Source organism: Chryseobacterium nakagawai, from assembly GCF_900637665.1.
GTDB classification, from domain to species: domain Bacteria; phylum Bacteroidota; class Bacteroidia; order Flavobacteriales; family Weeksellaceae; genus Chryseobacterium; species Chryseobacterium nakagawai.
Window position 1 is genome coordinate 4509520 of sequence record NZ_LR134386.1, and the last position, 26709, is coordinate 4536228.

The window sequence follows — 26709 nt, forward strand, 5'->3', positions numbered from 1 at the left end:
TAAATATCTAATTGAAGTCAAAAATGATCAACAACTACCTATTAAAAGGGTCTGTTGTAGCCGCATTCTTTTTTCAGAGCGGACTATTCGGACAGACGCTTATCCATTATTGGAATTTTAACAATAATTCATCCGAAGCCGCCATCACTGCACCTTCATCTACACTGGGCAATGGCTCTCTTGTCTCTATAGCAGGAGGGACAAGCGTAATAGATTTTGCCGGCGGTACCGGACAAAACTTTAATATTGATAATCTCAATGCCAGAAACGGAGATCTATCCGGAACCCATTTAAGATTCAACAATCCTATTGGGGGTGCTTTACAGTTTAATCTGCCAACAACAGGTTACAATAATGTCATCGTAAAGTTTACAACCAGAAGATCAGGACAGGGAGCGGGAACGCAGACATGGTCTTATACAACGGATGGAACTACTTTTGTGCCCTATCAAACTGTTACCCCTCAGGATGCCAATCCACAATTAATTAGTTTTGATTTTTCTGCCGTAGCAGGTGTTTCAAATAACCCCAACTTTAAATTAAAGGTTGAATTCTCTGCAATAGGCGGCGGAACAGGTGGTAACAACCGTTTTGACAACTTTACGGTAGATGCAAGTCCGGCTGGAGGTGTTGATACAACTCCACCAACCACCGCGTATCTTCCAACTAACAATACCAATAACGCTTCAAGTATTATTAATCCTACCATTTCCTTTAATGAAAATGTAAGATTGACCGATAATTCTGCGATCACCGATTCTAATGCACAAAATCTTGTAGACTTCCGTCTAGGAAACGCTACAGGCACCCAAGTTCCCTTCACAACAACTTTTAGCAACAACACCATCACGATCATTCCAACTTCCGGCTTAGTACCGGGCCAAATGTATTATCTGGCGCTTAAACCCAATACGGTTGAAGATTTTAGTGACAATGCAGTAACAGCCATAACATCCTCCACATTTACCACTGCCGGGACCTCTATTTCTCTTGAGAAAAACTTCATCAAAGTGGAAGAGAATGCAGGGACATTGGCTTTCAAAATTAACGTAGCAAATCCTTCTACAGCAACAGTGAATCTGGTTGTAAAACCGGCTCCTTTCAGTACGGCAGACAGCAATGATTTCACACTAGCAAATCAAACCATCAATATCAATCCTTCCACCACGAGCTATACAGTCAATATACCTATTATTGATGATACACTGGAAGAACAAAAAGCAGAATATTTTGTAGTAAGTCTTGAAAACCCAACAGGAGCAACCATTTCAGGAGATCACTCTGCAACCATTTATATTGTAGATAATGATAAGCCAGCACCTGTTCCTTCTCATGAGATTAAACTGAATTATATTGGAAGCTTTGATCCTTCCGGAAACAATAACAGTTCTACAGAAATTGTTGTCCATGATCCGGCAACTCAAAGGCTTTTCACCATCAGCTCTCTTACAGATGTCTTTGATATTATTGATTTCAGTAGTCCTACTACTCCATCGGTAATTAAGACCGTCAATATGGCTTCCTACGGCGGTATCACCAGTATTGCTGTAAAAAATGGGATTATTGCAGCAGCCTCTCCAAATACCAACCCACAACAAAATGGCTCTGTCGTTTTCTTTGATATTAACGGAAATTTCCTGAAACAAGTAACCGTAGGAGCTCTACCGGATATGGTAACCTTTACTCCAGATGGAACAAAAGTGATTACTGCTAATGAAGGAGAGCCTAATGATACTTATACGGTAGATCCTGAAGGAACCATCAGTATTATTGATATTTCAGGAGGTATTGCTAACCTTACCCAAAATAACGTCACTACTCTGAACTTTAATAATTTTGATTCTCAGGTAGCTGCTTTAACCGCTACAGGTTTAAGAAAAGTAAGAACCAACAATACGCTTTCACAAGATCTGGAACCTGAATATGTTACAGTAAGTACTGACAGCCAAAAAGCCTGGGTAACGCTTCAGGAAAATAACGCCATTGCTGAAGTAGATCTTACCACTAAAAATATTACGGGAATCTGGGGCCTAGGTAAAAAGGATATGAGTCTTCCGGGGAATGGTTTTGATGCATCAGATAATAATGGAGAAATTCTTATCGCCAACTGGCCTGTAAAAGCGTACTACCTTCCTGATGCTGTACAAAATTATAAGGTAGGAAATACCAACTATATTGTAACCGCCAATGAAGGAGATGAAAAAGATCTTCCCGGATACAGTGAAAGAACAACTGTGGGAGCCAACATTTATACTTTAGATCCTGCAATTTTCCCTAATGCCGATATATTAAAGGCTTCTTACAACCTGGGAAGATTCAGAGTTTCATCTGCTACCGGAAATACTGATGGCGATGCCGATTTTGAAGAAATTGCAGCATTAGGAGCCCGTTCGTTCTCTATTTTTAATGCGGATACGAAACAACAGGTCTATGACAGCGGAGATCAGTTTGAAAGATATATTGCTGCTAATCATCCATTAATTTTCAATGCAGATAATGAGTCTAATACCATTAAAAGCAGAAGCCGGGCAAAAGGTCCTGAGCCGGAAGGAGTTGCTCTTGGAAAAATTAATGGGCAAACCTATGCTTTCATTACCCTGGAAAGAACAGGCGGCGTAATGGTTTACAATATCACCAATCCAAACAATCCTACTTTTACAGATTATAAACACTCCCGTTCTACCTCAGCGTACGGTGGAGATAACGGCCCTGAAGGAATCATTTATATTGCTCCGGAAAATACTACAACTCAGAAAGGGTATGCTATTATTGCCAATGAGATCAGTGGAACTTTATCTATGTATGAAGTGGCCCAGTCACCCACTTTAGCAACTGGCGAAGTAAAATCTGAAAAAGAGACCTTCAATCTATTCCCAAATCCGGTGAATAAAGGAAATACTTTATATTTCAACAGAAAACAGGACTATGAACTCTATGATATGTCCGGAAAGCTGATTGGAAAGGAAAAAAATGCTTTGCTAATAAATACCTCAACCCTTTCTACAGGAGTTTACCTTGTAAAAACCTCAGAAGGACACCTTAAAAGAGTTATTGTTAAATAATCTACATTTTACGATTTGATTAAAGCCTCTATTTTAGAGGCTTTTTTTATGATGATGCCAACTCGAAGTTAGAAACGGCTAATATCCTTGTTAAGGTTTTAAACCTTGACAAGGATGATTCCTGAAAGCTTTCTCTTTACCATAAAAAGTTCACTGAGTAAATCGTTGGATTTAAATTAAGAGTACAAACAGTGTTCTATCTACACTTTTGAAATAGCTTAGTTTCTTCCTCAAAAAAAGCAATCATTTAACTTTTGATTAACTATGAGAAAATTATTTTGTACTTATATTTACCCACAACAAAAACCAAATTCAATATGAAAAGTATTAAAACAGCAGGTATTCTAGCGATTCTGTTACTCGGAACAGGCACTGCATTTTCTCAATCCAGAAAAACGGAATCTACAAAAGGTGTAGAACAGTCTAATGGTAAAACAATACAGGTAGACGGTGTAGGCCATACTCTTAATTATACCTTAAATGGGGGAAATGTTGAGGTTTCAGGAGGCGATAATACGGTAACCGTTAAAGGAAGTGCAAGAAAAGTTTCGGTCTCAGGAACCGGTAACAAAATATACATTGATAAAGTGGATAACGTTACTATAGAAGGTGGTAATAATACAGTTTACTATAGAAGTTCAGGAACAAAATCAGGAAAACCTAATGCCGCTCTTACCGGAGTAGGAAATAAGGTTTCAAAACAATAAAACGTTCGGTATAAATTATATGTTTGGATTTGAATTAGATCAGGGTGAAAATTCTAAAATCATTAGCTTTATAGATGAGGTAAAAAATATTGAAGGAACTCATAGCATTGCTTATAAAAAGGTAAAACTTCTCAATGTTAATGATATGGATGCCTTTAAATCTGCTATAGAAAGCTCTTCAAAAGCGTATGACAACCATGGTTTCATATCTGTATTGGATGAACAAAAAAATATTGTAGCACGTACTTTCATAAGTAATATCAAGATCATCAAATCCAAACATAATAATATCACTTTTGTGGGTCATGTATGGCAGCATCCTAAAGGCTTTCAAAGAGCTTTGGATAAGAAAATCAATAAAGAAATCACTGAAAAAAATATTTGGAAGACTTTCAAAAAAGATGAACTACAAGGATGGCTTGTATGTGCTTTAAACTCCAACAATATTGATAAGCCAAAGACAAATATTACCATTCAGATTGATGGAAATGAATTTCATAATCTGGATGGTTTCCTCTGTACTTTGGGAGAGGAAATTCATGGACCTGGAGGATATTTCGGTCGTAATTTAGTTGCATTATATGATTGTCTTGGTGGTAATTTTGGTGTAGAATCCGTCTCAGAATTAATTTGGATAAACCATCAAAAAAGTAAAAAACTACTCAAATCTAAATTCAAAGAAATTCTCGAAATTTTTGAAGATTATAATGTAAAGATTTCACTAAATTAATTTTATACAAAATAAAAATGAGGAGAGTTATAAGAAATTTCTCACTCAGAATTCATAATGATATTTGGTAATTATATACAATTTTACACTCATCGTGATATTTTAGTTATTATGAGTCTGTCATTCTGAATACAACGAAGTAAAATGAAGAATCTAAGCCATATATGAGATTCTTCCTTCGTCAGAAATCGAAGATTCGACGTAGTCAATGACAACAGTGTAAAATTGTATAGAGTTACCTTATATTTTTAGATTATTTGTTTAAGGCTTGATAACCATTCTTTATCAAGCCTTTTTGAAACAGAAAACAAAAAAGACAGGCCTTATACAAAAGCCTGTCTTTTTAATATCTCAGATAGAGTTTTATTCTACGTTTATTACTTTTTCAATTTCCGGAGCATGTTGTTTGATTGTATTTTCCACCCCTAATTTTAAGGTTGAAAAATTCAACGAGCATCCGGAACAGTTACCCAGAAGTTTTACAAAAACCTGATTATCCTTCACGTCAATAAGCTCAATATCACCCCCGTCTTTATTCAAAAACGGTCTGATGCTTTCCAGAGCTTCCATTACTCTTGTTACTGTATCTTCGTGCGTTATGTTTGTTTCCATATTTTTTTCAGTTCAATTCGGTTTTTTCAAATTTGATTGAAAGTTATTATTATTTTGCTTTTGGCGAGCAACCTGCCATTGTGGAAATCTTCACAGCCTCAGTTGGAGGAAGGTTCTTATTTCTCTCTACAAGGCTTTCTACCATTTTTCTTGCCGTTTCAGTATAGATATCTGCAATTTTAGATCCTTCCTGAAGGGCTGCCGGTCTTCCTACATCTCCAGCTTCTCTGATACTTTGGATCAAAGGAATTTCTCCTAATACTGGAATTCCAAGATCTTCAGCTAAATATTGTGCTCCCTGGTTTCCAAAGATATAATATTTATTGTCAGGAAGTTCTTCCGGTGTAAAATACGCCATATTTTCGATTAATCCAAGAACCGGAATATTGATGCTTTCCATTTGGAACATCGCAATCCCTTTTCTTACGTCTGCCAAAGCAACGTGCTGAGGTGTACTTACAATCACTGCTCCTGTTACAGGAACTTCCTGGATGATGGATAAATGAATGTCACCTGTTCCCGGAGGAAGGTCAATCAATAAGAAATCCAGTTCTCCCCATGCAGCATCTCTGATCATTTGGTTCAATGCTTTTGAAGCCATAGGACCTCTCCATACTACAGCCTGGTTTGCCCCTGAGAAATATCCTATAGAAAGCATTTTTACCTCATAATTTTCAACGGGTTTCATCAGGTTTTTTCCATTCACTTCCACAGAAATTGGCTTTGCTCCTTCCGTATCAAACATCGTAGGAACTGAAGGACCATAGATATCAGCATCCAATAAACCTACTTTAAAGCCCATTTTAGCCAGCGTAACTGCCATATTTGCAGAAACGGTAGACTTTCCTACTCCTCCTTTTCCTGAAGCAATAGCGATAATATTCTGAATTCCGGGAATTTGTTTTCCTTTGATCTGACTTTGCTGAATTTCACTAGGTTCCGGAGAAACGATTTTAAGTTTTAAATGAATCTCTTCTCCAAATTCACTGGCAAAAGCCTGCTTCATGGCAGCCTCCAGCTTTTTCTTTTCGTGCATTGCAGGTGAATGAGCCGTCATGTCAATATAAACATCATTACCCATAACTTGAAAATTACTCACCAAATCGTCTACTTCTATTTCTTTAAGGAAATCCTGAACCTTTTCTTTCGTCAACATATAAATATAAATTGTTTACAAATTTACGTTTTTTTTCGGTAATTTAGAATCAATAAAATCTATAATATCAGGTGATAAATCAGATCGTTAAAAATTTTGTTTATCTTCTTTTTTCATCATGAAGGATCACCCGACACCAAAACAAAATCTATGGAAACTATTGCTTATCCATCTAAATATGCATTACCGAAGGAAATCTTCAGGATAGGAAAAACAAGATTTAAATGGTATGATTTAGCCAATAATCCCTCAGAAATTTCTTCAGATGATATTCAAAATGCAAAAATATGCATTGAAAATGCCAATGAGAACTTTCAAAATATCGAAGATCTTGGATTTGTGATTATGCATCGATGTGGCGAAAATTACCTTCTTTTGGTATGTACATGGCGAAGTGAAAATGAATTATGGGAAAGCGTCTACTATGACGGAAGTGGAAAATTTGAAATATGGGACAGAAATAAAACCCACCTCCCGACTTACTGTGTCTGGGAAATGGGCATTGTTTACCATGAGTCCCAGGCATGGAAAAAATACCTGGGAACTACAAGGTATGAAAGTCATAAGCTGGAATATCTTAATAACTTGTTTGAAGGCGAGGTGTAGCTGGGAGAGGGAGGCTGGAAGTTATAGTAGTGTATTAACCACTGAAATTTTATTTAACTGAAATATAAACCTTTCCATAAAAGTTCAATTAATTGTTGTAAAATGAAAAGTACCTCCAACATCCCTCTTTTAGCTTCCAGCCTATTTCTTTTCCAAAATCTGTCAATAAATTGTAATCAAAAAACTGTAATTTATCAATAACCTGACAGTACCTCCTGCATCCCTCTTCCAGCTTCCAGCCTATTTCTTTTCCAAAATCTGTCAATAAATTGCAATCAAAAAACTACAATTTATCAATAGCCTGATAGTACATCCTTCTTCAAGCTTCCAGCCTTAATTCGCTCTATCTTTCTCGTCAAAATTCACATTACGGCGTACTCCTTTTACCTTTTTATTTCCGAAAGTATAGGTTACTGATACAGTGAGCCTTCTGGCATCATAGTAATTATTAAAATAATGTGTTCCAGTTGTAAAATAGATTTCTCCTCTACTTCTTGCCTGCTTGAAAATATCGGAAACAATGACACTCATCTGCAGATTTTTATCCATAAGGTTCATCTTGAATCCTGCTACAAAATTTCCTACAAAAGCAGAATATTTATTTCCAAAATTGGAAGGAAGACGGAGCCAATAGTTGGCAATAAGCTGAATATTTTTTTTCTTATCCAGTGATATATTATTCTGAAAATCGAACACATAGCTATATCCTTTCTTTGTTAAGGCATCTGTAGCAAACACCTCCATACTGCTGTAAGCAATATCTGCAGAATAATTGGTTTCCCAACGTTTAAAGAATGTATTGGAATAATTTATTGTAGCACCTATACTGTTTTGGTTATAGTAATTGAAAAAAGTACTCGTTCTGCTTTCCCCGGACAGGCTGGCCAGCTGTCCAAATCCATCCAATGTTCTCTGAAAATAAAGGGTGGTGGATAATTTCCCTTTGTAGACATGGGAAAATTCAAAATTATGATTGATAGACGGCTGTAAGAAAGGATTCCCGGTAAAATAAGAATTTATATTGGTGTACCAGCGATACGGATTGATGGCACGAAACCCAGGTCTATCAATCCTTTTGGAATAATTAAGACTGAATGTATTATTCTCATCACTCTTATAACTCACATAAGCGGTAGGGAAAAAATTCCCATAGGAACTTTCCGATTGTTGTCCGGAAGTGAGAGAATTTCCTTTCACTACAGAATATTCATAACGAAGCCCTGCTTTTACAGACCATTTCTCATTGAAGGATTTTTCAAGACTGAAGTAAGCAGCATAATTTTTCTCATTGTACTTAAATTCATTACTCTTCGAAACATCCGTTACATAATTTCCATCCTCCAGATTTTGATAGAAAATGCTTGAATTATTATCAAAATTGGTGAACTTTATTCCAGCTTCTGTTTTAGCAAATTCATAAGGTAAAGTAAGATCCGCTTGTCCAGAATAGATTTTATAATCTACCACTGATGGCGATTTTACAATAAACTGATCTCCGGAATTTTCTATAGTAGTAAAATCTATGGTAGTTTTGGGTAGATTAGAAAAATAATTCCCCGTAATACTTAGTTTATTGTCCCGTTTTCCAAATTTGACATCATAATAGGCACTTATTGTCTGCTGTGTGGATTTTCCTCTATGTTCTGCATAAGTAGACAATGTATTGGTATAATTGTCGTTCTGAAAATAATCTGAAGTATTCTGAATGTCCATATTAGAATGCCCAACTCCATAATCATAGATAAACCCGATATTTGATTTCTTTCCCAGCTGATAATCAACACTTAGATTAGCGCCTAATCCATCCCCAAAGTCTATTCTGTCATCATGACTTTTAAGCCCCTCTGCTCCTGTTATCCTATAATTTTCAAAAGAATGTTTTTGATATTTGCTTTGTCTTAATTTCAAAGAGGAACGTAATTTTTCATTCTGATAATTGATCGTTGTGCTGTTTGAAAAGCCTGAATAAGTCTGTTGTTGAAAACCTGTAGTAAAACTTCCGTTCCATCCCAGATTCTGATTCTTCTTCAGAACGATATTAATAAGCCCACTATTTCCCTGAGCTTCATATTTAGCAGGAGGAGCAGTAATCACTTCAATTTTTTCTATATTTTCTGATCTCAGGCTTTTAAGATACGTCACAAGTTCTGCTGAAGATAAGTTCAGAATTCGTTCATTAATCATAATAGCAACACCACTTTTCCCGGCAATAGAAACTCCGGCATTCTCATCAACTTTCACTAATGGCGTTGTAGCTAGCGCATCTGCTCCATCCATTCCCTGAGAGGCAACAGAATGGGCAACATTGAAAACCAATCGGTCAGCTTTTCTTTCAATCAGTTTTTTTCTGGCTGTAAGAGTAACTCCTTCAATTTGCTTTTCTTTTTTTTCTTCAATGAAAAAGTCCTGTTTTACGTCTCCATTCACAGCAATATCTGTATTGGAAATTTCCATTCCATCCTGAATCAGTTTTATAGTATAATTCCCATTTTCAGAAAGACGTAGCGAGTAATTTCCTTTTTCATCAGAAATGGCAGTCTGCTTTTTCTGACCTTTTACAGCAATCACTTCCACATAAGAAATGGCTTTTCCGGTTTGTGTAATTTTCCCTGTAATAGTTTGAGAAAAAAGAGCTGCTGGTAACAAAATAATAGCTGAAAGTAATATCTTCTTCATGTAATTTGATAATCATAGTTTTATATAGGACAACTTGAAATTGGGTTTTATTACATTTGAAGAAAAGAAGCAAGGAAGGGGGAGGTTATTGAAATCTGCTTACAAATGATATTTCTTTAATAAGATTTTCAAAACTTATCAATTAATTATAATCGACAGACCGCAAATTATCTATATCTCTTACAAAACCTTCGGCTTCTCTCTCCCGGCTTCCAGCCCATTCTATCTCAATTTTTTCATCCTTCTCCTCATATTTGGTACTGTACTTGATTTATTCACCCATTATAATATCAAAACATGAAAAAAGGACTGTTTGTATTGTCTTTATTGATGACCCAGATTATTGATGCACAAAATCATTCTCAACCTAAAGATCATACTACTACTCTTCAGGAGGTCATTGCTTCTCCTCACATTAAAGCAGACAGAATCTTTGATTTTTCTACAAAAGTTGAGATCATTCCACAAAGTCCGGGTGATAAAATTTATTATATGATGATGGATGCTAATGATGTCAATAAAAAAAAGAAATTCATAGTTTACAAAAAGCCATTCACTATCAGCAGGACCACACGGATTCAAGCCTATACAGAAAGAAAAAGGGAAAAAAGCTCAATTGCAACTGCAAATTTCAACAGAAGACCTAATTACTGGGAAGTAACCACTCTTTCAAAAGTTGATCCTCAATATGAAGCCACCGGAAAATTAGCATTAATCGATGGGATCAGAGGGGATATAGACTGGAAAAAAGGAGACTGGCAGGGATATCTGGGACACAATTTTGAAGCGGTAATCGATTTTCAGTCCCCTTTGCAAATCACCCAGATTTCCTCTACTTATCTTCAGGACAATAAGGCACGTATTATAATGCCTAAAAAAGTAGAATACTATGCCTCCATGAACGCTAAAGATTTTATTTTACTGAATACTATAGACAATGATATTGATCCCAAAGATGAAAAAATTCAGACCAAAGATTTTACCACAGAAATTCTTCCTACCGAAGCAAGATACCTTAAAGTAAAAGCTTATTATTTTGGAAAACTTCCCGGATGGCATCAGAAAACTGGTGGTGAAACATATATCTTTGTTGATGAAATTTCTGTATAATAGTAAAAATGATGGAAAATGGAGGTTCATCTAAAGTAGTTCACTTCAGCTTTTCAAACCAAAGATAAAGCCCTTCGAAAAGCTTTATCTTTTATTAATTCATTCTTTCTGCCCATTGCAACACTTCCGGCAGCTCCATATCAGAAAATTCAATGTGAATGACTCTTCTTTTTTTCCCGTTGGTTGTTCGGTTTGAGCCATGCAGCGTAAGAGGTTTCATAAGCATTACACCACCTCTCTCAACCTTACAAACCTCTTCAGTTTCTATATTCCAGTCTATAGTTTCCGGTCTGTAAATTCCCTTTGCATGAGAGTCAGGAACTACTTTTAAAGCTCCGTTATGTTCATCCGTATCATCCAGGTGAATTCTGATCGTATAGATGTTTTCTAAAATACTTAATGGTGGTTGTACAGCAAACTGATTCTGCTTTGTAGTCCAAGGGCCAAAATTAGGTAGCTCCAGCTTTTTATCAACTGAAATGGTCAGATCCTGATGATAAGCCACATACCAATTGGAAGTTTCCGGTTTATCAAAATAGATACTTTTTACCACAAAATATCGATCACCAAATATTTCCTTGATGAGGTTTTGAATATTGTCATTAAAGATGAGGTTTTTAATCTCCGGAACTTCTTTTAAAAACTGTCTGATAGCAAATAGGTCTCCAGATTTCCTAAAGTTCTCTTTTGAAGTGTCTATAGTATCAAGAACGTTAATGATTTGAGCAACTTCTGCCTCTGCAAATACTTCATTAATAACTGAAAAGCCATATTTTTCAATATGGCTTTTAGAATGTGATAAGTTTGTTAAACTCATTATTTAAATTTTGTCTAAAGGTTCGGTTAATTGTCCTTCCCACTTCGATACTGCTGATGTAGCCAGCGTATTTCCTAATACGTTGGTCATACTTCTTCCCATATCACAGAAGTGGTCAATCGGTAAGATTAAAGCAATTCCTTCTGGTGGAATTCCGAACATTGAGCAGGTTGCTACGATAATTACCAAAGAAGCTCTCGGAACTCCGGCAATTCCTTTTGAAGTTAGCATCAATACTAAAAGCATTGTGATCTGTTGTCCGATTGTCATTTCAATTCCATAGATCTGAGCAATAAAAATAGAGGCAAATGTCATATACATCATACTCCCATCCAGGTTAAAAGAATATCCTAAAGGTAAAATAAAAGATACGACTCTACTGTTACAACCGAATTTTTCAAGCTCTTCTACCAATTTCGGGAATACCGCTTCTGAACTGGTTGTAGAGAATGCAATTAATAACGGCTCTTTGATTCTTTTTAATAAATCAAATAATCTGTTACCTAAGATAAAATATCCTACCAATAAAAGAACCAGCCAAAGGACACCCAATGCAAAAAAGAAGTCTCTCAGATAGATGGCATACACTTTAAAGATTTCAAAGCCATTCGTAGCTACCACAGCTGCAATTGCTCCCAATACTCCTAAAGGGGCAAACCACATGATATATCCTACCATTTTAAGAATACCATGAGCTATGATATCAAAAAGTTTTACCACTGGTTTAGAGTATTCTTCTCCTAAATTAGCTAAAGCAACTCCGAACATAATCGCAAACACTACAATCTGCAATACTTCATTGGTTGCAAAGGCTTCAAATAAACTTTTAGGAATCATATGCTTTACAAAGTCTTCTAATGAAAAACTTTTACTGCTTTTCAAAAGATCTTCTGCTGAAGCAACGTCCTGAACCGGTAATTTAGTTACATGCCCCGGCTCCAGCCAATTCACAAGTATCAACCCGATAAAAAGAGAAATCAAAGAAGCGGAAATAAACCAAAGCATTGCTTTTGTTCCTACTCTTCCGATCATTTTGATGTCACTCATTTTAGCAATTCCCACAACAAGTGTAGTAAATACCAAAGGTGCAATAATCATCTGTACCAGCCTAATGAAAACCGTTCCCAGCAGTTTGATGTTCTTGGAAAAAGGTACTGCGCTTTCTGGATACTGCACATGTACAATTCCTCCAATTCCTACTCCCAGGATAAGCGCGATGATAATTGCTATAAAAAGTTTATTCTGTCCTTTCATATATATAGTTCAATTTGCGCAAATATAATGGTTTTTGAATTGACAGGATATTTTATTCTAATCATGTTAAAAGCCATATTAAGTTTTTGAAACATAAAAATTAAATCGCTGGTTCAGAAAATATTGTAAAAAAATTAAGAAAGATTTATTGAATTTTTATTCTTTTGGTACAAATTTTATTATTACATTTGATTGTATAACAACATTAATAAATATACAATATGAAAAAAACTATCGCAATGGCTGCATTAGCTGTAGCTGTATCTTTCGGGGCAGTTTCTTGTAAGAAAAAAGTTTCTGATGCCGATCTTCAGACTCAGGCTACCACTGTAGTAACATCTAATCCCAATGCTTCTGTTGAAGTAAAAGAAGGTGTGGCTCACTTAAGCGGAACTTTCGCGGATCAACAATCTAAAGATGCTATGATAGCCCAATTAAAGGCAATTAAAGGAGTAAAAGAGGTAATGGACATGTCTAAAATTGAAGTAGCTCCAGCACCTGTTGAAACTAAATCTGCTGTAGATCCTGCTGTTCAGAAAAAAGTTCAGGATGCAGTAAAAGATTTCCCTACAGTAAAAGTAGAAGTTATCAATGACGAGCTTACTCTTACAGGAAATGTTTCTAAAGAACAGGCTAAGAAAATTAAGCAGTCTGTAGATGCGTTAAAAGTTGGTAAAGTAAAATTTAACTACACAGTAAAATAATTAATTTAAAATGAGCACATTACAAGATAAATATTCAGGCGTAGTTTCAGCAGCTCAGTCTGCTGGGATTTCAAACTTACAGGTTCAGGAACAGGACGGAATTTTATATGTTTCCGGAGATGCTTCCAATACAGCAGCGAAAGATGCTGTTTGGAATGCTTTAGGAGCTATTGATTCTACCTACTCTGCTTCAGATATCAATATTGATGTACAGGTTGCAGGTCTTGCTTCAGGGGCTTCTCTTACTGTAGCTACAGATGAATCTAATCTGAACATCAGACAAGAGCCTTCTACGGAAGCTGCTGTAGTTGGAAAAGCTGCAAAAGGTTCTGCTGTAACGCTAATTGAGCAGACTTCTGATGACTGGTGGAAAGTAAAAACTGCTGACGGCCAGGAAGGATATGCATATTCAAGATATTTAAGAGCATAAAAATATTTTTTGAAATATTCTTAAGAGACATCCCTATATTGGGATGTTTTTTTATTTTTACGCTTTGGAAAGCTCAATGAAGAAAATCTTATTATTCGTGTTTTTGGTATGCAATTTATTGATTGTACATGCTCAAAGACTTCATATTGACGGAAAAATATTTGATCCGGAAAAAAAAACGGTAGAAAATGCCACCATATATCTGCTAAAGGCTAAAGATTCATCCATCATCAACTATACAGCAACCAATAAAGAAGGAAAATTCTCATTGCAAACTGATGAGGTAAGAGAACCGTCATTTTTAAAAATTGATACCGAAAAATTATCTTATTCAAAGGCTCTTGAGAACATTGAGCAGTCATTATCCCTGGGTGATATACAGCTTGAAAAAAAGAAGGTGATTAATATCGATGAAGTAAAGATCACGGTTTCTCCGGTAAAAATTAAAAATGACACCATAGAATTTAATGCTTCTGCCCTTAAAGTACGCCCAGACAGTCAAATTGATGAGCTTTTAAAACAGGTTCCGGGAGTAGAGATAGGCAATGATGGAAAAATTACAGTTAATGGAAAAGCCGTAGACCAGATTATGGTCAATGGGAAACCATTTTTTGATAAAGATGGAAAGACAGCATTACAAAATCTTCCCGCAGATATCATTAAAAATATCCAATTTACCACCACTAAAACTAAAGAAGAGGAACTGACCAAAAGAGCTCCCAAATCTCAAAATACCACCATTAATTTTAATATTGATGAGAAAAAGAACAAGGGCCTTATTTCAAAAATACTGGCGGGATATGGTTCTGATAAGCGGTATGAAGGAAATGTATTTTTAAATTATTTTAAAGGAGATACCAAAATCAGTGCTTTAGCATCCGCTAATAACATTAATTCAAAGAGCAGTTCAGGAGATCAGATTTTTGATACCATGGGACGTGGCAGCGGTCAGCAGGGAGGCGGAATTCAAAAATTCAGCAGCTTTGGACTGAATTATAATGACAAACTTGGAAAAGATGCTAATCTTGACAACCTCAGCTTACAATATACAGATTCTGAAACAGAAACCCGTTCCAAAGCTTCAAAAACGACCCTTCTTCCCGACTCTACTCTTAAAACGGATTCTGAGAGCAGTAATGAAAATGAATCAAGGCAATATAATTTCAACAGTTCAGTAGGAATAAAACTGGATTCACTGACCAATGTTTATATAGCTCCTTCGTTTTCAAAGTCAGAAACATTCAGCGCTGGGCGATCCATATCTTCTACTTTAAAAGATAATCAACTTTTGAATGAAAGTAAAAACATCACTCAAACTAGAGGAGAAACCAATACTTTCAGCCCCAATATTAATTTTTTCAGAAACTTCCGGAAAAAGAACAGATCATTGATGGCCATGATCAATACTTCTATTACTGAGTCTAACAATAATAATATCAATCAGTCACTGAATACTTTTTATAAAGATTCCGGGATGACTACCGACAACCGCGATCAGTTGCAGAAAACCCGTTCCCAGGATAATAATTATAGTTTTATGGCTAAGTATACGGAACCTGTCTCAGATTCTGCAACAATAGGTTTTAGTTTACAATACAACTCAAAATTAACCAGAGATATAAAGGATTTCAATGATTTTGATCCTGCCACAGGACAGTATTCTCAATACAATACCCGTCTTTCCAACAGTATGGATCAAAGAATCAATCAATTTACCCCTGAGCTATCTTATTATCTTTATAAAAAGAAATTCGGCTTATGGGCTATGGTAAATGCTGATATCTCAGATATGAATGTAAATTCCGTCTTTAATGGGCAATTGTACAACCTTCAGAAAAACTTTGTCCTTCCCAGGTATTCAACCAATATCCGATATTCTTTTAAGGATCGCCAGTCATTGATTTTATCCAACTCTTCCAGTTTCACGATTCCTGATCCCGGAAAAATGATTCCTTTTAAGGACGAATCTAATCCTTTAATTACCAATACTGGAAATCCCGATCTTAAAAATACCTGGAGCAATGAAACAAACCTATCTTTCAACAGTTATAACATCATCAAGAATCTAAACTATTATATCATGGCTGGATTCACCTATAGAAATAATGATGTTATCAATTATTCCAAATATGATAATTCAGGAAGGCAGATTATTACCTACAGCAATATAAGCGGAAATAAAAGCTTTAGCTTCAGCACGGGCTTAACCAAAACGTTTAAATGGAATGACCATAAGCTAAGAATAGCTCCAAGATTCAGTATGAATTACAATTACAATAATGGATTCATCAATGGTGAAGCATATAAAAGCAGGGCCTATAGCTTCAACCCAGGGCTTAACCTGAATTATGAAATCAAAGATATTTTTACCATAAAACCCTCCTATAGTCTTGGATATAGCTTTTCAAACTATACAAACTATAATGTGAACACAGTGAACACAACCAACCAGTCTTTAAAGGTTGAAGTCACCAATTATCTGTTTCAAAAGACCTTTTTCATAGGAAATGATTTTTCTTATAATACCAATTCAAATATTGCTCCGGGATTCAAAAAAGATTTCTACTTCTGGAATGCCAGTGTAGGATATTCATTCTACAATAAACAGCTGACCGCAAAAATCAAAGTGTATGATGTACTGAATCAAAATCAAAGTGTAAAAAGAACGATTACGGATTCTTATTTTGAAGACCGTGAAGATCTGATCCTGAAACGATACATCATGTTTTCCCTTAGTATGAAACTCAATAAGTTTGCCGGTAAAAAACCGAAAAAGAAATAAACACCATACTTATATATATTTTTATAAATCGCCGGAAATTTTCCGGCTTTTTTAGTTTTGACCGAAAAAGTCACAAAATTTTAAACACTTAAGTTATTTTTAAACGACTCCTAACTGTTTGAGAAGTACACTTAAGCTCCCGAAAACCTAAGATTTCATTAATATCTCAGTTGAAGACGTAAATATTCGCCTCCATTGGAAAAGTGACAAAATCTACGATTTTGACAGGGTGATTCTATCCGCCCATGACCATCCTTCCACCCCAAAATTCTATTACAAATTCCACAATCAACAGTAAAAAATCAAAACAAATCCACTTTTAAAGGAAGATTCATCTGAGAAAATGCTGGGAAAGTATTTTTATTTCTAAATTAGCCACAAATTTTACTTATGAAGACCCCTATTTCAGTTGTATTCATTCTTCTTTTCATTCTTGGAAAGGCTCAGAATACGGAACAAAAAGACAATTTCGTTAAAGATAACTTTACCAAGAAGGAATTTTATATCCCCATGCGTGATGGCGTGAAACTTTTCACTGCTGTTTATATTCCTAAGGATATTTCAACCAAGAACAAATATCCGTTTCTAATGCAGAGAACGTGCTATAGCATTGCTCCTTATGGTGAAAATGAATACAAAACCAAAGTGGGCCCTAACACCTATCTGATGAAAGACAAATACATTTTTGTGTATCAGGATGTACGTGGAAGATATATGAGCGAAGGAACTTTCACCAATATGACTCCACAGGTAGAACGTAAAACTAAAAAAGATGTTGACGAAAGTACAGATACCTATGATACTATAGACTGGCTTTTAAAAAACGTTAAAGATAACAACGGTAAGGTAGGACAATTCGGAACTTCTTATCCCGGGTTCTATACAGCTGTAGGAACATTAGCGCAGCACCCGGCATTGGTTGCTTCTTCACCGCAAGCTCCTATTTCTGATTTCTGGAATGATGATTTTCTTCACAACGGAAGATTTATGCTGGGATATTTCAGAACATTCCCTGTTTTTGGAGTTCAGAAAACAAAACCAGAGCAAAAGGCTTGGTATATGGATTCCTTCATTAAACAAACTTCTGAAGATGGTTTGAAATTCTACAGAGACATGGGAACCCTGAAAGATGGCTATGAAAAGTACTATAAAAATAATTTCTTCATGACGGAAATTATGAATCATACCAATTATGATGAATTCTGGCAAAAAAGAGGATTGCTTCCACACCTTAAGAATATCAACCACGCAGTAATGACTGTTGGAGGCTGGTTTGATGCGGAAGATCTTTCCGGACCTTTAAATATCTACAAAACGATTGAGAAAACAAGTCCAAAGGCTAAAAATACGATTGTAATGGGCCCGTTCTCTCATGGTGGATGGTCTCAGGAACAAGGTAAGCATTTTCACAGTGAGACTTATTTTGGAGACAGTATTGCAACGTATTACCAGAAAAATGTAGAAACAAAATTCTTCAGTCATTATCTGAAAGGAAATACTAAAGAAGATGCCGGGCTTCCTGAAGCTTTGATGTATGATACCGGAGCAAAACAATGGAAAGAGTTTACCTCTTATCCTCCTAAAAATGCTCAGAAAGTAAATTTCTATCTTTCTGATAAAACATTAAAAAATACTTCAGGACAAGGATATTCAGAATATTATAGTGATCCTAATAATCCGGTTTTAAGTTCTGACCATTTAAAGGATTTCAATGGTTTTACTCCTAAAAATTATATGTCAGAAGATCAGAGATTTGCTGTAGGAAGGCCTGATGTATTAACGTTTACAACCGATGTATTGACAGAAGATATGACTTTTGCAGGAGAAATTATGGCAAAATTGAATATTTCATCATCTTCTACAGATGCAGACTTTGCGGTAAAACTAATTGATGTTTATCCCGAAGATTTCAAACCGGCTGAAAAAAAAGACGGTGTGATTTATGGAAACTATCATCAAATGGTAAGAAGTGAGATTATGCCTGCAAGATTCAGAAATACCAAAGAGAAAGGAGAAGCATTAGTTCCTGATCAGAAAACAGCGGTAAACTTCAGGCTTCAGGATGTGGTTCATACCTTCAAAAAAGGACATAAAATCCAGATTCAGATCAGCAGTACTTGGTTTCCATTATTTGCTTTAAATCCTCAGAAATTCATGGATAATCCAAATTTTGCTTCTAAGGAAGATTATACCAAGGCATTTATTAAAGTATACGGTGACAGTTCTATTGAGGCTGAAATCTTAAAATAAATTGAAAAAGCTGTTCGGATGAACAGCTTTTTTTATTTTTGGGTTCCCACAGATCTCACAGGTTTATACAGAAGATGACGTTATAAATCTGCGTGATTTGCTTAATCTGCGAGAGCTTTTAATTCTTCAATAAAGACGATTATTTCCCACTGATTACACAGATTTTCACAGATGATTGCGTTATCAATCTGCGAGAGCTTTTTATTCTTCAATTGTTCTGAATGTAAGGTTTACTCTCGGCGTTTTCACTTTGGTCGTAGGGGGAAGCCGATGAAGCCAATTGTCCTGAGTGGTTCCTTTCATAATAAGCAGACTTCCGTTTTCAAGAAATATTTCTACCTTTTCTTTAGTTGTTTTATGCTTAAATAAAAACTTTCTTTCAGCTCCGAAAGTCAGGGAAGCAATGGCTCCATTTTTTTTCAGATCGGTTTCTCCGTCACTGTGATAAGCCATTCCTTCACTACCATCATGGTATAAATTAAGCAGGCATGAGTTATAGGTTTCACCTGACACTTCCTCACATTTCTGTTTTAGTTTCAACAGCTCTGGCGTCCAGGGTTTTGCATATTTTGTTCTATTGGAATAGGTATACTCAAATGCTTTTTCCCCGAACCAAGCTACTTTTCGTTTAGTAAGAATTAATTTTCCGAAAACTACAGCCTCATCATTTTGCCATGGGATCTGATTCAATAAATAATCATAATACACATCAGATTCATCTTTTGAAAACACTTTTCCATAGTACAGCACGGTGCCATCATAGGATAAGAGGCTTAGAGGATAATCCGGTGTTTCGTCGAATAGGCTGAGCATTATTTTTTGTTTTTAAGAATACAAATTACGTAATGTTTTGGAAATAATTAAAGTAGTGAACCATCCCGTCAAAAATTCAAAGAATTTGTGACACCCTCCGCAGGAAGAGAATATTTTTCTCTTTAACTGAGATATTGATAAAATCAGAGATTTTTTAAGAACCTAAGTGGACTCCTCAAGCAGTTAATTGTCACTTAAAAAACTTTTGTGACTTTGTGGTTAAGAATATCTTAGGAGTAAAGTTGTGAACTCTCCCACCCCACAATCATCTGCTTTCTATCACTTCCCCATCGGTAACCGCCGAGATGTCCCGTAGACTGAATGACACGGTGACAAGGGATGAGAAATGCCACAGGATTACTGCCTATCGCCGTCCCCACTGCTCTTGAAGCTTTAGGATTCCCTATTTTTTCTGCTAAACTGCCATAAGTAGACAGTTTTCCCATAGGAATAGTTAATAAACTTTCCCAAACCTTTAATTGGAAGTCGGTACCTTTTAAATGGAGTTTGATCGTATTGAGTTTCGTCCAGTCTTTATTGAATATAGACAAGGCGTTTTTCTGAAGGATATCTTGCTTTTCAAAAAAAGAAGCATTAGGAAATTTATGCTGTAAATTCCCTAATGCTGTTTCTTTATCGTTTTCAAAAGCCATATAGCAGATTCCTTTTTCTGTGGAAGCTACCAGGATATTTCCAAACGGGCTTTCTGAAAAACTATAATTGATAACAAGGCTTTTTCCACCATTTTTATATTCAGCCGGAGACATTCCTTCTATTTTCACAAACAGATCATGCAATCTGCTTGTACTGGAAAGTCCCGTCTCATAAGCGGTATCAAAAATACTTGCCTTTTCTTCCTTCAGTAAATTTTTAGCATGCTCAAGACTAATGAACTGTAAAAATTTTTTCGGACTTGTTCCTGCCCAATCTGTGAAAATCTTCTGAAAATGGGCCGGACTCAAGTGAATATTCTCTGCCACTTCCTCCAAACTTGGCTGAAGCCTGAAATTGCTCTGGATATACTCTATCGCTTTAGCAATTCTGTTGTAATCTATTTGACTTTGTGTGGACATTTTGTATTGTTTTTACCTCACAAATTTCCAAAGAATATACGGCAGAAAAAATCCGATTCTTGCGGAATATTAGTTATCGTTGTTATAAATATCGTTATAAGCAAGCATTTTATAGTATAACTTAGCCGCAAGGAAAGCTGTTGGCTTAGCCATTGGAGAATCCATTAATTCTACAATATCAAATGCCACTACGTTACATTTTTCAAATACTTTTCTTAATAATTCCAATGTTGGATACCATTGTAATCCACCCGGTTCAGGAGTTCCTGTAGATGGAGCAATAGAAGGATCGAAAGCATCAAGGTCAATTGTGATATATACGTTTCCTGAAACTTTTTCCAATACATCATTCACCCAGTTCTCGTTGTGAGCAATTTCGTGAGCAAAGAATACTCTACCTTCTGGTAAATACTGAGCTTCTTCAGCATCCATAGAACGGATTCCCACCTGAACTAAGTTATGCTTCTGGTTTGCTTCAAACACAGCACAAGCGTGATTAGAAGTAGAACCATGGAATTCAGGACGTAGATCTGTGTGAGCATCTAACTGAAGAACTGTAAGGTTTTCAAATTTCTCACCTACTGCACGAATAGAACCAATAGAAACAGAGTGCTCACCACCGAATAAAGTGAATACTTTTCCTTCATTGTTCAATAGCTCTTTTGTTTTTTGATAAACAGCTTCTGTCATTGCTTCAGGACTAGAATTTTCTGAAACTTCTCCAGCTAAATAGACTCCCTGAAGGTAAGGCTCAGTTTGTGTTTCAATGTCATAAAGCTCCATATTTTCAGAAGCGTCTAGGAATAATTCCGGACCTTTATCAGCTCCTTTTCCCCATGTTGAAGTTCCATCATAAGGAACAGTTACCAACATTACTTTCGAATTCTCTAACGTTGCGTTTTCCTCGGGAATTCCTGCGTATGTTTTCATGCTTTATTTTAAAATTTTAATGTTGTAATTAATGACAAAGATACGAAGAGTTTGTGAGTTGGAGAGTAAGAGTTGAGAGAGTTTGTGAATGAAGGTTTCTGGGTAAAAATGAACTTTCCTTATAATAACGTCCAGCCTCCATCTTCTGGTCTTACTCTACTCCTTATCTCAAACCCAGTCAGTTAAGAAATGATATTTCCCTAATTCTGCATTAACTTTCACCTTTCAGCTCAATTTCCTACTTTTGTGAAAAACTTAGAATATGTCTTTAAAAGCTGTTCTTTTCGATATGGATGGGGTAATTGTAGATACAGAACCATTGCATAGAAAAGCCTATTTCAAAACGTTTGATGAATTGGAAATTGCAGTTTCCGAAGATTTATACACTTCTTTTACCGGTGCTTCAACAAAAAGGGTTTGTGAAACATTAATCAGTCAATTTGACTTGAGTCATACACATGAAGCGATTGCAGGGATCAAAAGATCACATTTTAAAGATTATTTTTATAATGATGATGAGTTTGACCTGATTCCAGGAGTAAAAAACCTGATTCAGCATTATCACGAAAATGGTATCAAGCTTATTTTAGCTTCTTCGGCAACGATGATAACCATTAATATGGTGTTTGAGAAATTCGGACTGGAAAAATATTTCAGTGGAAAGATCAGCGGTGCGGATTTAAAGGAATCCAAACCTCATCCGGAAGTTTTTCTATTGGCAGCTGAAATGGCAGCTGAATCTGTTGAAAACTGTATGGTGATTGAAGATTCTACGAATGGCATTCTGGCAGCCCACAGAGCTAACATATTCTGTGCTGCTTATAGAAGTCCACATTCAAAAAATCAGGATTACACATTAGCTGACACTGTGGTTTCTGATTATGAAGACCTTGAACTGGATAAAATTTCAAAATATTTTTAAATAAAAAAGCTCTCAGATATCCTGAGAGCTTTTGTTATGTATAAGTTGTGGCTAAAGCCAATTGACTTATTATTTTTTGTAAACAGGGTTTAGCCCGTTTCTATTGATTACAAAATTATTTATAACCTAAAAGTCTCAATATATCTTCCGGTTCCTGTTTTTCACGGAAAATTTCATACTGTAATTCACCGTTTTCATCTTTCTGAATAAGGACGTGTCTTGGCTGAGGCATCAGACAGTGGTGTACTCCACCATATCCTCCGATGGTTTCCTGATAAGCTCCTGTATGGAAGAATCCGATATACAACGGCTTCGTATCACTGAAAACAGGCAGATAAATGGCATTCGTATGTTGTTCAGAGTTATAATAATCATCTGAATCACACGTCAATCCCCCTAAAAATACTCTTTCATAGCTATCCTCCCAACGGTTTAACGGAAGCATAATAAAGTGTCTTGAAATGGCCCATGTATCAGGAAGTGTCGTCATGAAAGAAGAATCAATCATGTTCCACTTTTCTCTGTCATTCTGACGTTTCTGAGAAATGATCTTATAAAGGTTTGCCCCACTTTCTCCAACGGTAAAGCTTCCAAATTCAGTATAGATGTTTGGTTCTTCTACTCCTTCTTCTTCACAGAATTTTTTGATCTGAGAAACAATTTCCTCTACCATATATTGGTAATCATAATCAAAATTCAGAGAGGTTTTGATGGGAAAACCTCCACCAATATTCAATGAATCCACTTCAGGAGCAATTTTCTTCAAACGTGCATATACACGAAGACATTTGTACAATTCGTTCCAGTAGTAAGAAGTATCTTTGATTCCCGTATTAATGAAAAAGTGAAGCATTTTCAATCTTGCATTCGGGTGTTCAGCGATCTTCTGGCTGTAATAAGGAATGATATCTTTATATCCGATTCCTAATCTTGAGGTATAAAATTCGAACTTAGGTTCTTCTTCTGAAGCGATTCTGATCCCGATATTGAACGTAGAGTCTATACTTTCTGTAAGCTTATCCAGTTCACGGTAATTATCCAAAATCGGAGTAATGTTTCCAAAACCACTATTGATCATATCTGAAATATTGGTCAGATAGTCATCAGTCTTGAATCCATTACAGATTACCTCAATGTTTTTATCTACTTTCCCTTTCTCATAAAGAGATTTTACAATATCCATATCATAGGCAGAAGACGTTTCTATCGAAATATCGTTCTTCAGTGCCTCTTCCAATACGAAATTGAAATGACTGGATTTTGTACAGTAACAGTAGGTATAATTCTTTTTATATTCAATTTTTTCAAAAGCTTCTTTAAACCAGCTTTTGGCTTTTTGAATATTTTGAGAAATTCTCGGCAGATAGCTAATCTTTAGCGGAGTGCCAAATTGTTCAACTACGTCCATCAATGGAACGTCGTGAAACAACAAATTGTTCTCAGAAACATTAAATTCCTCCGTAGGAAAATATAATGTCTGATCAATAAGTTCCGAGTACTTTATTTTCATTTCTAAACAAGTGAATTAAGAAATGCAAAATTGCTAAAAAAGTTTGATTTTTAGGTGTTAAAATTATTATAATTTTAAATAAAACAACAATATTGTTGTTTAGAGAAATTTACCCCTGATAATCAGAGGGTAAACTTTTGAATATATCCCTCTCTTTTGACTTCAGAAATACCTAATACCTGCTGAATATAATCATCTATAGAACCATATTTTTTATCAATCTCTCCAAAAGCTGCATCAAGGTATCTTTTTTCTACCCAACTTAACTTCTCCAAAACCTGTAAATCCATCTTCGGGTACAGGAAATGAAGGTTATTTGCTAATCGAAGTCTTTTCTCTACCAAAGGCTTTCGAAAATTGTTGGACAAAAGATATTCATTATAGATGGTTTCTTTATCAAATTTCAATATTGTAAGGAGTAAAGCGGTTACAATCCCGGTTCTATCCTTACCTGCTGTACAATGATAAAGAACAGGCTTCTCAGATTCCAGGATCTCTGTAATGATGGTTTTTATGATTTCCGGATTTTCGGTAACATATTCGCGATAAAAATCAATCATTCTTTTGTCTGCATCTGAAGCATTTACCTTTCCTTTCAGCACAAGTTTTCTTGCCTGTGACAACTGATCTCCTTCATCTTCAAATGCTGAATATTTCTTATACGTAATTCCATTCGGCAAATGATCAGGGCTCTCAAAAATCTCTTTTGAATTCCTTAAATCTATAATTTCTGTAATGCCTAATTTTTCAAACTCATCAAAAGATTTCTCTTTAAGTTTATGAAGATGAGCACTTCTGTAGAACATTCCTTCTTTTAAAGATCGTCCTTCGGTATTTTTAATATTGCCAACTGCCCGGAAATTATGAACCTTTTTAATCTTAATCACCTTTTCCGTTTGGTTTTTACCATATTCAGGACGCTCAAAATGCTGTGTTTTGCATGAGAAAATACAGAATAATGAAATAGTGACAACCGATATTTTGATGAATGTATTCAATATTTTTTTTTGTTTAACCACAAAAGGCTCAAAAAAAGCTTCTCAGAACATATTTTGAGACTTCTGTGGTTTAAAATTTTACTTTATTATTAGGTTTTGGCTAAAGCCAATAGACTTTATTTTATACTAAAACCCATTTCTATTGATGTAATATCAGATTAATTTTATTATCTGAAAAAATGGATTAACACCATTTTTGTAATTCATGCTTTTTTAAATTACAAATAATTTTTGCCAATAAAAATCAACAGATCTCCTTTTTCATAGGTAATGGAAACCTCATCTTCCACTGCAAAATTCCGGGTTCCGATTCTTGAGGTAATGTTTAAACTTCCATTATCCAAGGGCCAATTCAATCCTTTTGTTATAATTTTTTCAGCTGAAGGAAACGGATATAGGGAAACCATTTTATCTTTTATTCCTTTTATTATAAAATTTTTAGGAATGAAGTAATATTCTGAAAATTCATCATAAAACTTCACTTCCAATTTATCTTTAAATGCATAAGCAACCGTCAGATTTCCTAAAAAGTGATCCTGCTCACCCCCACTTCCGCCAAAAACATCTACATTCTTCCCTCCTTTTTCAATAATAATATCCAGTGCTTTATAAAAATCAGTGTGATTCTGATCCGGCGTATGGATAAATTTTTCCTGGTAAATATTTTCATCAGATCCGGAATGGGAATCAAAATCACCGGAAATAAAATCCAGTTTATCTAAAGGAAATCCGATCCTTTTGAGATAATGAAAAGCACCATCTGTACAGGCAATCAAATCATAATAATCCGGATTTGGAAAAGTTCTGGGAGCTTCTCCGTTGATGAAAAGTAATACTTTATCTCTCATTCGGGTTCCAATATTCTTCCGGTTCGTTGTTTAATTTTGATATATACCTTGCCAATACGAAAAGATAATCTGATAATCTGTTTAAATATTTTATTAATTCAGGACGTACCTCTTCAGCCTCATTTAAGAACACCAATGAACGTTCTGCTCTTCTACAGATGGTTCTTGCCGCATGTAAAAAGGTTGCAGGTTTTCCACCTCCGGGAAGAATAAAATATTGAAGAGGTTCCAGCTTTTCGTCAAAAATATCCATCCACTGCTCCAATTCCTCGATTTCTGTTTCTGAAATAATGATGGGAAGACGCGATTTTCCGTTTGCCAACATCAGTTTATCTACAGGTGTTGCCGCTTCTGAACCTACCGTGAATAAATCAAACTGGATTTTTTTCAATTGTCTCAAAACTTCTTCATCCTCAATATGACTTTTTGCAATTCCGATGAATGAATTAAGCTCATCTATATTTCCATAGCTGTCAACTCTTGCACTGGCTTTGGAAACTCTTGTTCCGCCATAAAGTGCCGTCTGACCTTTATCTCCTGTTTTTGTATAAATTTTCATAGTACTAAAATACCTTTTTTTGGACAATGTAAAAAGTAAAATGTATTTATGATAGGTATGTAACACTATTATTAGAATATATTTAGCCACAAAAGGCGCAAAAGTTTTTAAACACTTAAGTTATTTTGAGTGACCACTAACTGCTTGAGAAGTGTACTAA

23 protein-coding genes are annotated in these 26709 nt (G+C 35.5%); 10 read left to right on the forward strand and 13 right to left on the reverse strand.

All coding sequences use genetic code 11. The annotated features are described in order from the left end of the window. The first annotated feature begins 23 nt into the window (after positions 1-23). From EL260_RS20240 to EL260_RS20250, 3 genes are all read left to right on the forward strand, one after another. The gene (locus EL260_RS20240) at positions 24-3062 is read left to right on the forward strand and encodes a choice-of-anchor I family protein (protein ID WP_123857323.1); all 3039 of its coding nucleotides are present in this window, start codon (positions 24-26) and stop codon (positions 3060-3062) included. A 317-nt stretch (positions 3063-3379) separates the two neighbouring features. Next, entirely contained in the window at positions 3380-3769 is a 390-nt protein-coding gene (locus EL260_RS20245; protein WP_123857324.1) for a DUF3060 domain-containing protein, read from the forward strand. Between the two features lie 19 nt (positions 3770-3788). After that, complete coding sequence (locus tag EL260_RS20250; protein WP_123857325.1) at positions 3789-4499, forward strand: barstar family protein; 711 nt, start codon at positions 3789-3791, stop codon at positions 4497-4499. Between the two features lie 363 nt (positions 4500-4862). On the opposite strand, the gene EL260_RS20255 is transcribed toward EL260_RS20250, so the two are convergent. Then, on the reverse strand, positions 4863-5111 hold the full coding sequence (locus EL260_RS20255; RefSeq protein WP_002977212.1) for a NifU family protein: 249 nt from the start codon (positions 5109-5111) through the stop codon (positions 4863-4865). Positions 5112-5160: 49 nt separating this feature from the next. Next, the gene (locus EL260_RS20260; RefSeq protein WP_123857326.1) at positions 5161-6267 is read right to left on the reverse strand and encodes an Mrp/NBP35 family ATP-binding protein; all 1107 of its coding nucleotides are present in this window, start codon (positions 6265-6267) and stop codon (positions 5161-5163) included. 150 nt (positions 6268-6417) lie between these two features. Here EL260_RS20260 and EL260_RS20265 point away from each other — a divergent pair, with 150 nt between their 5' ends. Further along, positions 6418-6873, forward strand: a complete 456-nt coding sequence (locus EL260_RS20265; protein WP_123857327.1) for a hypothetical protein — start codon at positions 6418-6420, stop codon at positions 6871-6873. 88 nt (positions 6874-6961) lie between these two features. On the opposite strand, the gene EL260_RS25715 is transcribed toward EL260_RS20265, so the two are convergent. Both EL260_RS25715 and EL260_RS20270 read right to left on the reverse strand, forming a co-directional pair. Beyond that, complete coding sequence (locus tag EL260_RS25715) at positions 6962-7138, reverse strand: hypothetical protein (RefSeq protein ID WP_164466558.1); 177 nt, start codon at positions 7136-7138, stop codon at positions 6962-6964. Positions 7139-7206: 68 nt separating this feature from the next. Continuing rightward, positions 7207-9549 carry a TonB-dependent receptor domain-containing protein gene (locus EL260_RS20270; protein ID WP_123857328.1) on the reverse strand — a complete coding sequence of 781 codons (2343 nt, stop codon included), beginning with the start codon at positions 9547-9549 and terminating at the stop codon, positions 7207-7209. 297 nt (positions 9550-9846) lie between these two features. Between EL260_RS20270 and EL260_RS20275 the strand changes: the two genes are divergently transcribed. Continuing rightward, the gene (locus EL260_RS20275; RefSeq protein WP_185145922.1) at positions 9847-10659 is read left to right on the forward strand and encodes a discoidin/SUN/FTP domain-containing protein; all 813 of its coding nucleotides are present in this window, start codon (positions 9847-9849) and stop codon (positions 10657-10659) included. 94 nt (positions 10660-10753) lie between these two features. Here EL260_RS20275 and EL260_RS20280 read toward each other — a convergent pair whose 3' ends face one another. Further along, on the reverse strand, positions 10754-11476 hold the full coding sequence (locus EL260_RS20280) for a phytanoyl-CoA dioxygenase family protein (RefSeq protein WP_123857329.1): 723 nt from the start codon (positions 11474-11476) through the stop codon (positions 10754-10756). A 3-nt stretch (positions 11477-11479) separates the two neighbouring features. Next, positions 11480-12730 carry a dicarboxylate/amino acid:cation symporter gene (locus EL260_RS20285; protein WP_123857330.1) on the reverse strand — a complete coding sequence of 417 codons (1251 nt, stop codon included), beginning with the start codon at positions 12728-12730 and terminating at the stop codon, positions 11480-11482. A gap of 221 nt (positions 12731-12951) precedes the next feature. Between EL260_RS20285 and EL260_RS20290 the strand changes: the two genes are divergently transcribed. The 4 genes from EL260_RS20290 to EL260_RS20305 all read left to right on the forward strand — a co-directional run bounded on the left by EL260_RS20290 (position 12952) and on the right by EL260_RS20305 (position 18896). Next, positions 12952-13434, forward strand: coding sequence for a BON domain-containing protein (locus tag EL260_RS20290; RefSeq protein WP_123857331.1), 483 nt, complete (start codon positions 12952-12954; stop codon positions 13432-13434). 10 nt (positions 13435-13444) lie between these two features. Further along, the gene (locus tag EL260_RS20295) at positions 13445-13864 is read left to right on the forward strand and encodes an SH3 domain-containing protein (protein WP_123857332.1); all 420 of its coding nucleotides are present in this window, start codon (positions 13445-13447) and stop codon (positions 13862-13864) included. A gap of 76 nt (positions 13865-13940) precedes the next feature. Further along, on the forward strand, positions 13941-16646 hold the full coding sequence (locus EL260_RS20300) for a TonB-dependent receptor (RefSeq protein ID WP_123857333.1): 2706 nt from the start codon (positions 13941-13943) through the stop codon (positions 16644-16646). A 390-nt stretch (positions 16647-17036) separates the two neighbouring features. Then, complete coding sequence (locus EL260_RS20305) at positions 17037-18896, forward strand: CocE/NonD family hydrolase (protein WP_123857334.1); 1860 nt, start codon at positions 17037-17039, stop codon at positions 18894-18896. Positions 18897-19097: 201 nt separating this feature from the next. On the opposite strand, the gene EL260_RS20310 is transcribed toward EL260_RS20305, so the two are convergent. The 3 genes from EL260_RS20310 to speB all read right to left on the reverse strand — a co-directional run bounded on the left by EL260_RS20310 (position 19098) and on the right by speB (position 21712). Beyond that, on the reverse strand, positions 19098-19709 hold the full coding sequence (locus EL260_RS20310; RefSeq protein ID WP_123857335.1) for an alpha-ketoglutarate-dependent dioxygenase AlkB family protein: 612 nt from the start codon (positions 19707-19709) through the stop codon (positions 19098-19100). Positions 19710-19939: 230 nt separating this feature from the next. Further along, a complete protein-coding gene (locus tag EL260_RS20315; RefSeq protein ID WP_123857336.1) occupies positions 19940-20782 on the reverse strand; it encodes a bifunctional helix-turn-helix domain-containing protein/methylated-DNA--[protein]-cysteine S-methyltransferase in 843 nt (280 codons plus the stop codon). Positions 20783-20851: 69 nt separating this feature from the next. Continuing rightward, positions 20852-21712 carry an agmatinase gene (speB, locus tag EL260_RS20320; protein ID WP_123857337.1) on the reverse strand — a complete coding sequence of 287 codons (861 nt, stop codon included), beginning with the start codon at positions 21710-21712 and terminating at the stop codon, positions 20852-20854. Between the two features lie 262 nt (positions 21713-21974). On the opposite strand from speB, the gene EL260_RS20325 reads away from it, so the two are divergent. Continuing rightward, positions 21975-22634 (forward strand): HAD family hydrolase, encoded by a 660-nt coding sequence (locus tag EL260_RS20325; protein WP_123857338.1) that lies wholly within the window; start codon positions 21975-21977, stop codon positions 22632-22634. 115 nt (positions 22635-22749) lie between these two features. Here EL260_RS20325 and EL260_RS20330 read toward each other — a convergent pair whose 3' ends face one another. The 4 genes from EL260_RS20330 to EL260_RS20345 form a co-directional block, all read right to left on the reverse strand. Further along, complete coding sequence (locus EL260_RS20330; RefSeq protein ID WP_123857339.1) at positions 22750-24144, reverse strand: type III PLP-dependent enzyme domain-containing protein; 1395 nt, start codon at positions 24142-24144, stop codon at positions 22750-22752. 122 nt (positions 24145-24266) lie between these two features. Beyond that, entirely contained in the window at positions 24267-25142 is an 876-nt protein-coding gene (locus EL260_RS20335; RefSeq protein WP_123857340.1) for a tyrosine-protein phosphatase, read from the reverse strand. Between the two features lie 218 nt (positions 25143-25360). Beyond that, positions 25361-25990 (reverse strand): thiamine diphosphokinase, encoded by a 630-nt coding sequence (locus EL260_RS20340; RefSeq protein WP_123857341.1) that lies wholly within the window; start codon positions 25988-25990, stop codon positions 25361-25363. Continuing rightward, positions 25980-26549 (reverse strand): cob(I)yrinic acid a,c-diamide adenosyltransferase, encoded by a 570-nt coding sequence (locus EL260_RS20345; RefSeq protein WP_115969229.1) that lies wholly within the window; start codon positions 26547-26549, stop codon positions 25980-25982. Before EL260_RS20345 ends, EL260_RS20340 begins: the two co-directional genes overlap by 11 nt. Positions 26550-26709: the final 160 nt, after the last annotated feature.

Bases quoted from the DNA above. Each gene is read 5' to 3' on its own strand.
- EL260_RS20240 (WP_123857323.1), top strand. From the start codon at position 24: ATGATCAACAACTACCTATTAAAAGGGTCTGTTGTAGCCGCATTCTTT.
- EL260_RS20245 (WP_123857324.1), top strand. From the start codon at position 3,380: ATGAAAAGTATTAAAACAGCAGGTATTCTAGCGATTCTGTTACTCGGA.
- EL260_RS20250 (WP_123857325.1), top strand. From the start codon at position 3,789: ATGTTTGGATTTGAATTAGATCAGGGTGAAAATTCTAAAATCATTAGC.
- EL260_RS20255 (WP_002977212.1), bottom strand. From the start codon at position 5,111: ATGGAAACAAACATAACGCACGAAGATACAGTAACAAGAGTAATGGAA.
- EL260_RS20260 (WP_123857326.1), bottom strand. From the start codon at position 6,267: ATGTTGACGAAAGAAAAGGTTCAGGATTTCCTTAAAGAAATAGAAGTA.
- EL260_RS20265 (WP_123857327.1), top strand. From the start codon at position 6,418: ATGGAAACTATTGCTTATCCATCTAAATATGCATTACCGAAGGAAATC.
- EL260_RS20270 (WP_123857328.1), bottom strand. From the start codon at position 9,549: ATGAAGAAGATATTACTTTCAGCTATTATTTTGTTACCAGCAGCTCTT.
- EL260_RS20275 (WP_185145922.1), top strand. From the start codon at position 9,847: ATGAAAAAAGGACTGTTTGTATTGTCTTTATTGATGACCCAGATTATT.
- EL260_RS20280 (WP_123857329.1), bottom strand. From the start codon at position 11,476: ATGAGTTTAACAAACTTATCACATTCTAAAAGCCATATTGAAAAATAT.
- EL260_RS20285 (WP_123857330.1), bottom strand. From the start codon at position 12,730: ATGAAAGGACAGAATAAACTTTTTATAGCAATTATCATCGCGCTTATC.
- EL260_RS20290 (WP_123857331.1), top strand. From the start codon at position 12,952: ATGAAAAAAACTATCGCAATGGCTGCATTAGCTGTAGCTGTATCTTTC.
- EL260_RS20295 (WP_123857332.1), top strand. From the start codon at position 13,445: ATGAGCACATTACAAGATAAATATTCAGGCGTAGTTTCAGCAGCTCAG.
- EL260_RS20300 (WP_123857333.1), top strand. From the start codon at position 13,941: ATGAAGAAAATCTTATTATTCGTGTTTTTGGTATGCAATTTATTGATT.
- EL260_RS20305 (WP_123857334.1), top strand. From the start codon at position 17,037: ATGAAGACCCCTATTTCAGTTGTATTCATTCTTCTTTTCATTCTTGGA.
- EL260_RS20310 (WP_123857335.1), bottom strand. From the start codon at position 19,709: ATGCTCAGCCTATTCGACGAAACACCGGATTATCCTCTAAGCCTCTTA.
- EL260_RS20315 (WP_123857336.1), bottom strand. From the start codon at position 20,782: ATGTCCACACAAAGTCAAATAGATTACAACAGAATTGCTAAAGCGATA.
- speB (WP_123857337.1), bottom strand. From the start codon at position 21,712: ATGAAAACATACGCAGGAATTCCCGAGGAAAACGCAACGTTAGAGAAT.
- EL260_RS20325 (WP_123857338.1), top strand. From the start codon at position 21,975: ATGTCTTTAAAAGCTGTTCTTTTCGATATGGATGGGGTAATTGTAGAT.
- EL260_RS20330 (WP_123857339.1), bottom strand. From the start codon at position 24,144: ATGAAAATAAAGTACTCGGAACTTATTGATCAGACATTATATTTTCCT.
- EL260_RS20340 (WP_123857341.1), bottom strand. From the start codon at position 25,990: ATGAGAGATAAAGTATTACTTTTCATCAACGGAGAAGCTCCCAGAACT.
- EL260_RS20345 (WP_115969229.1), bottom strand. From the start codon at position 26,549: ATGAAAATTTATACAAAAACAGGAGATAAAGGTCAGACGGCACTTTAT.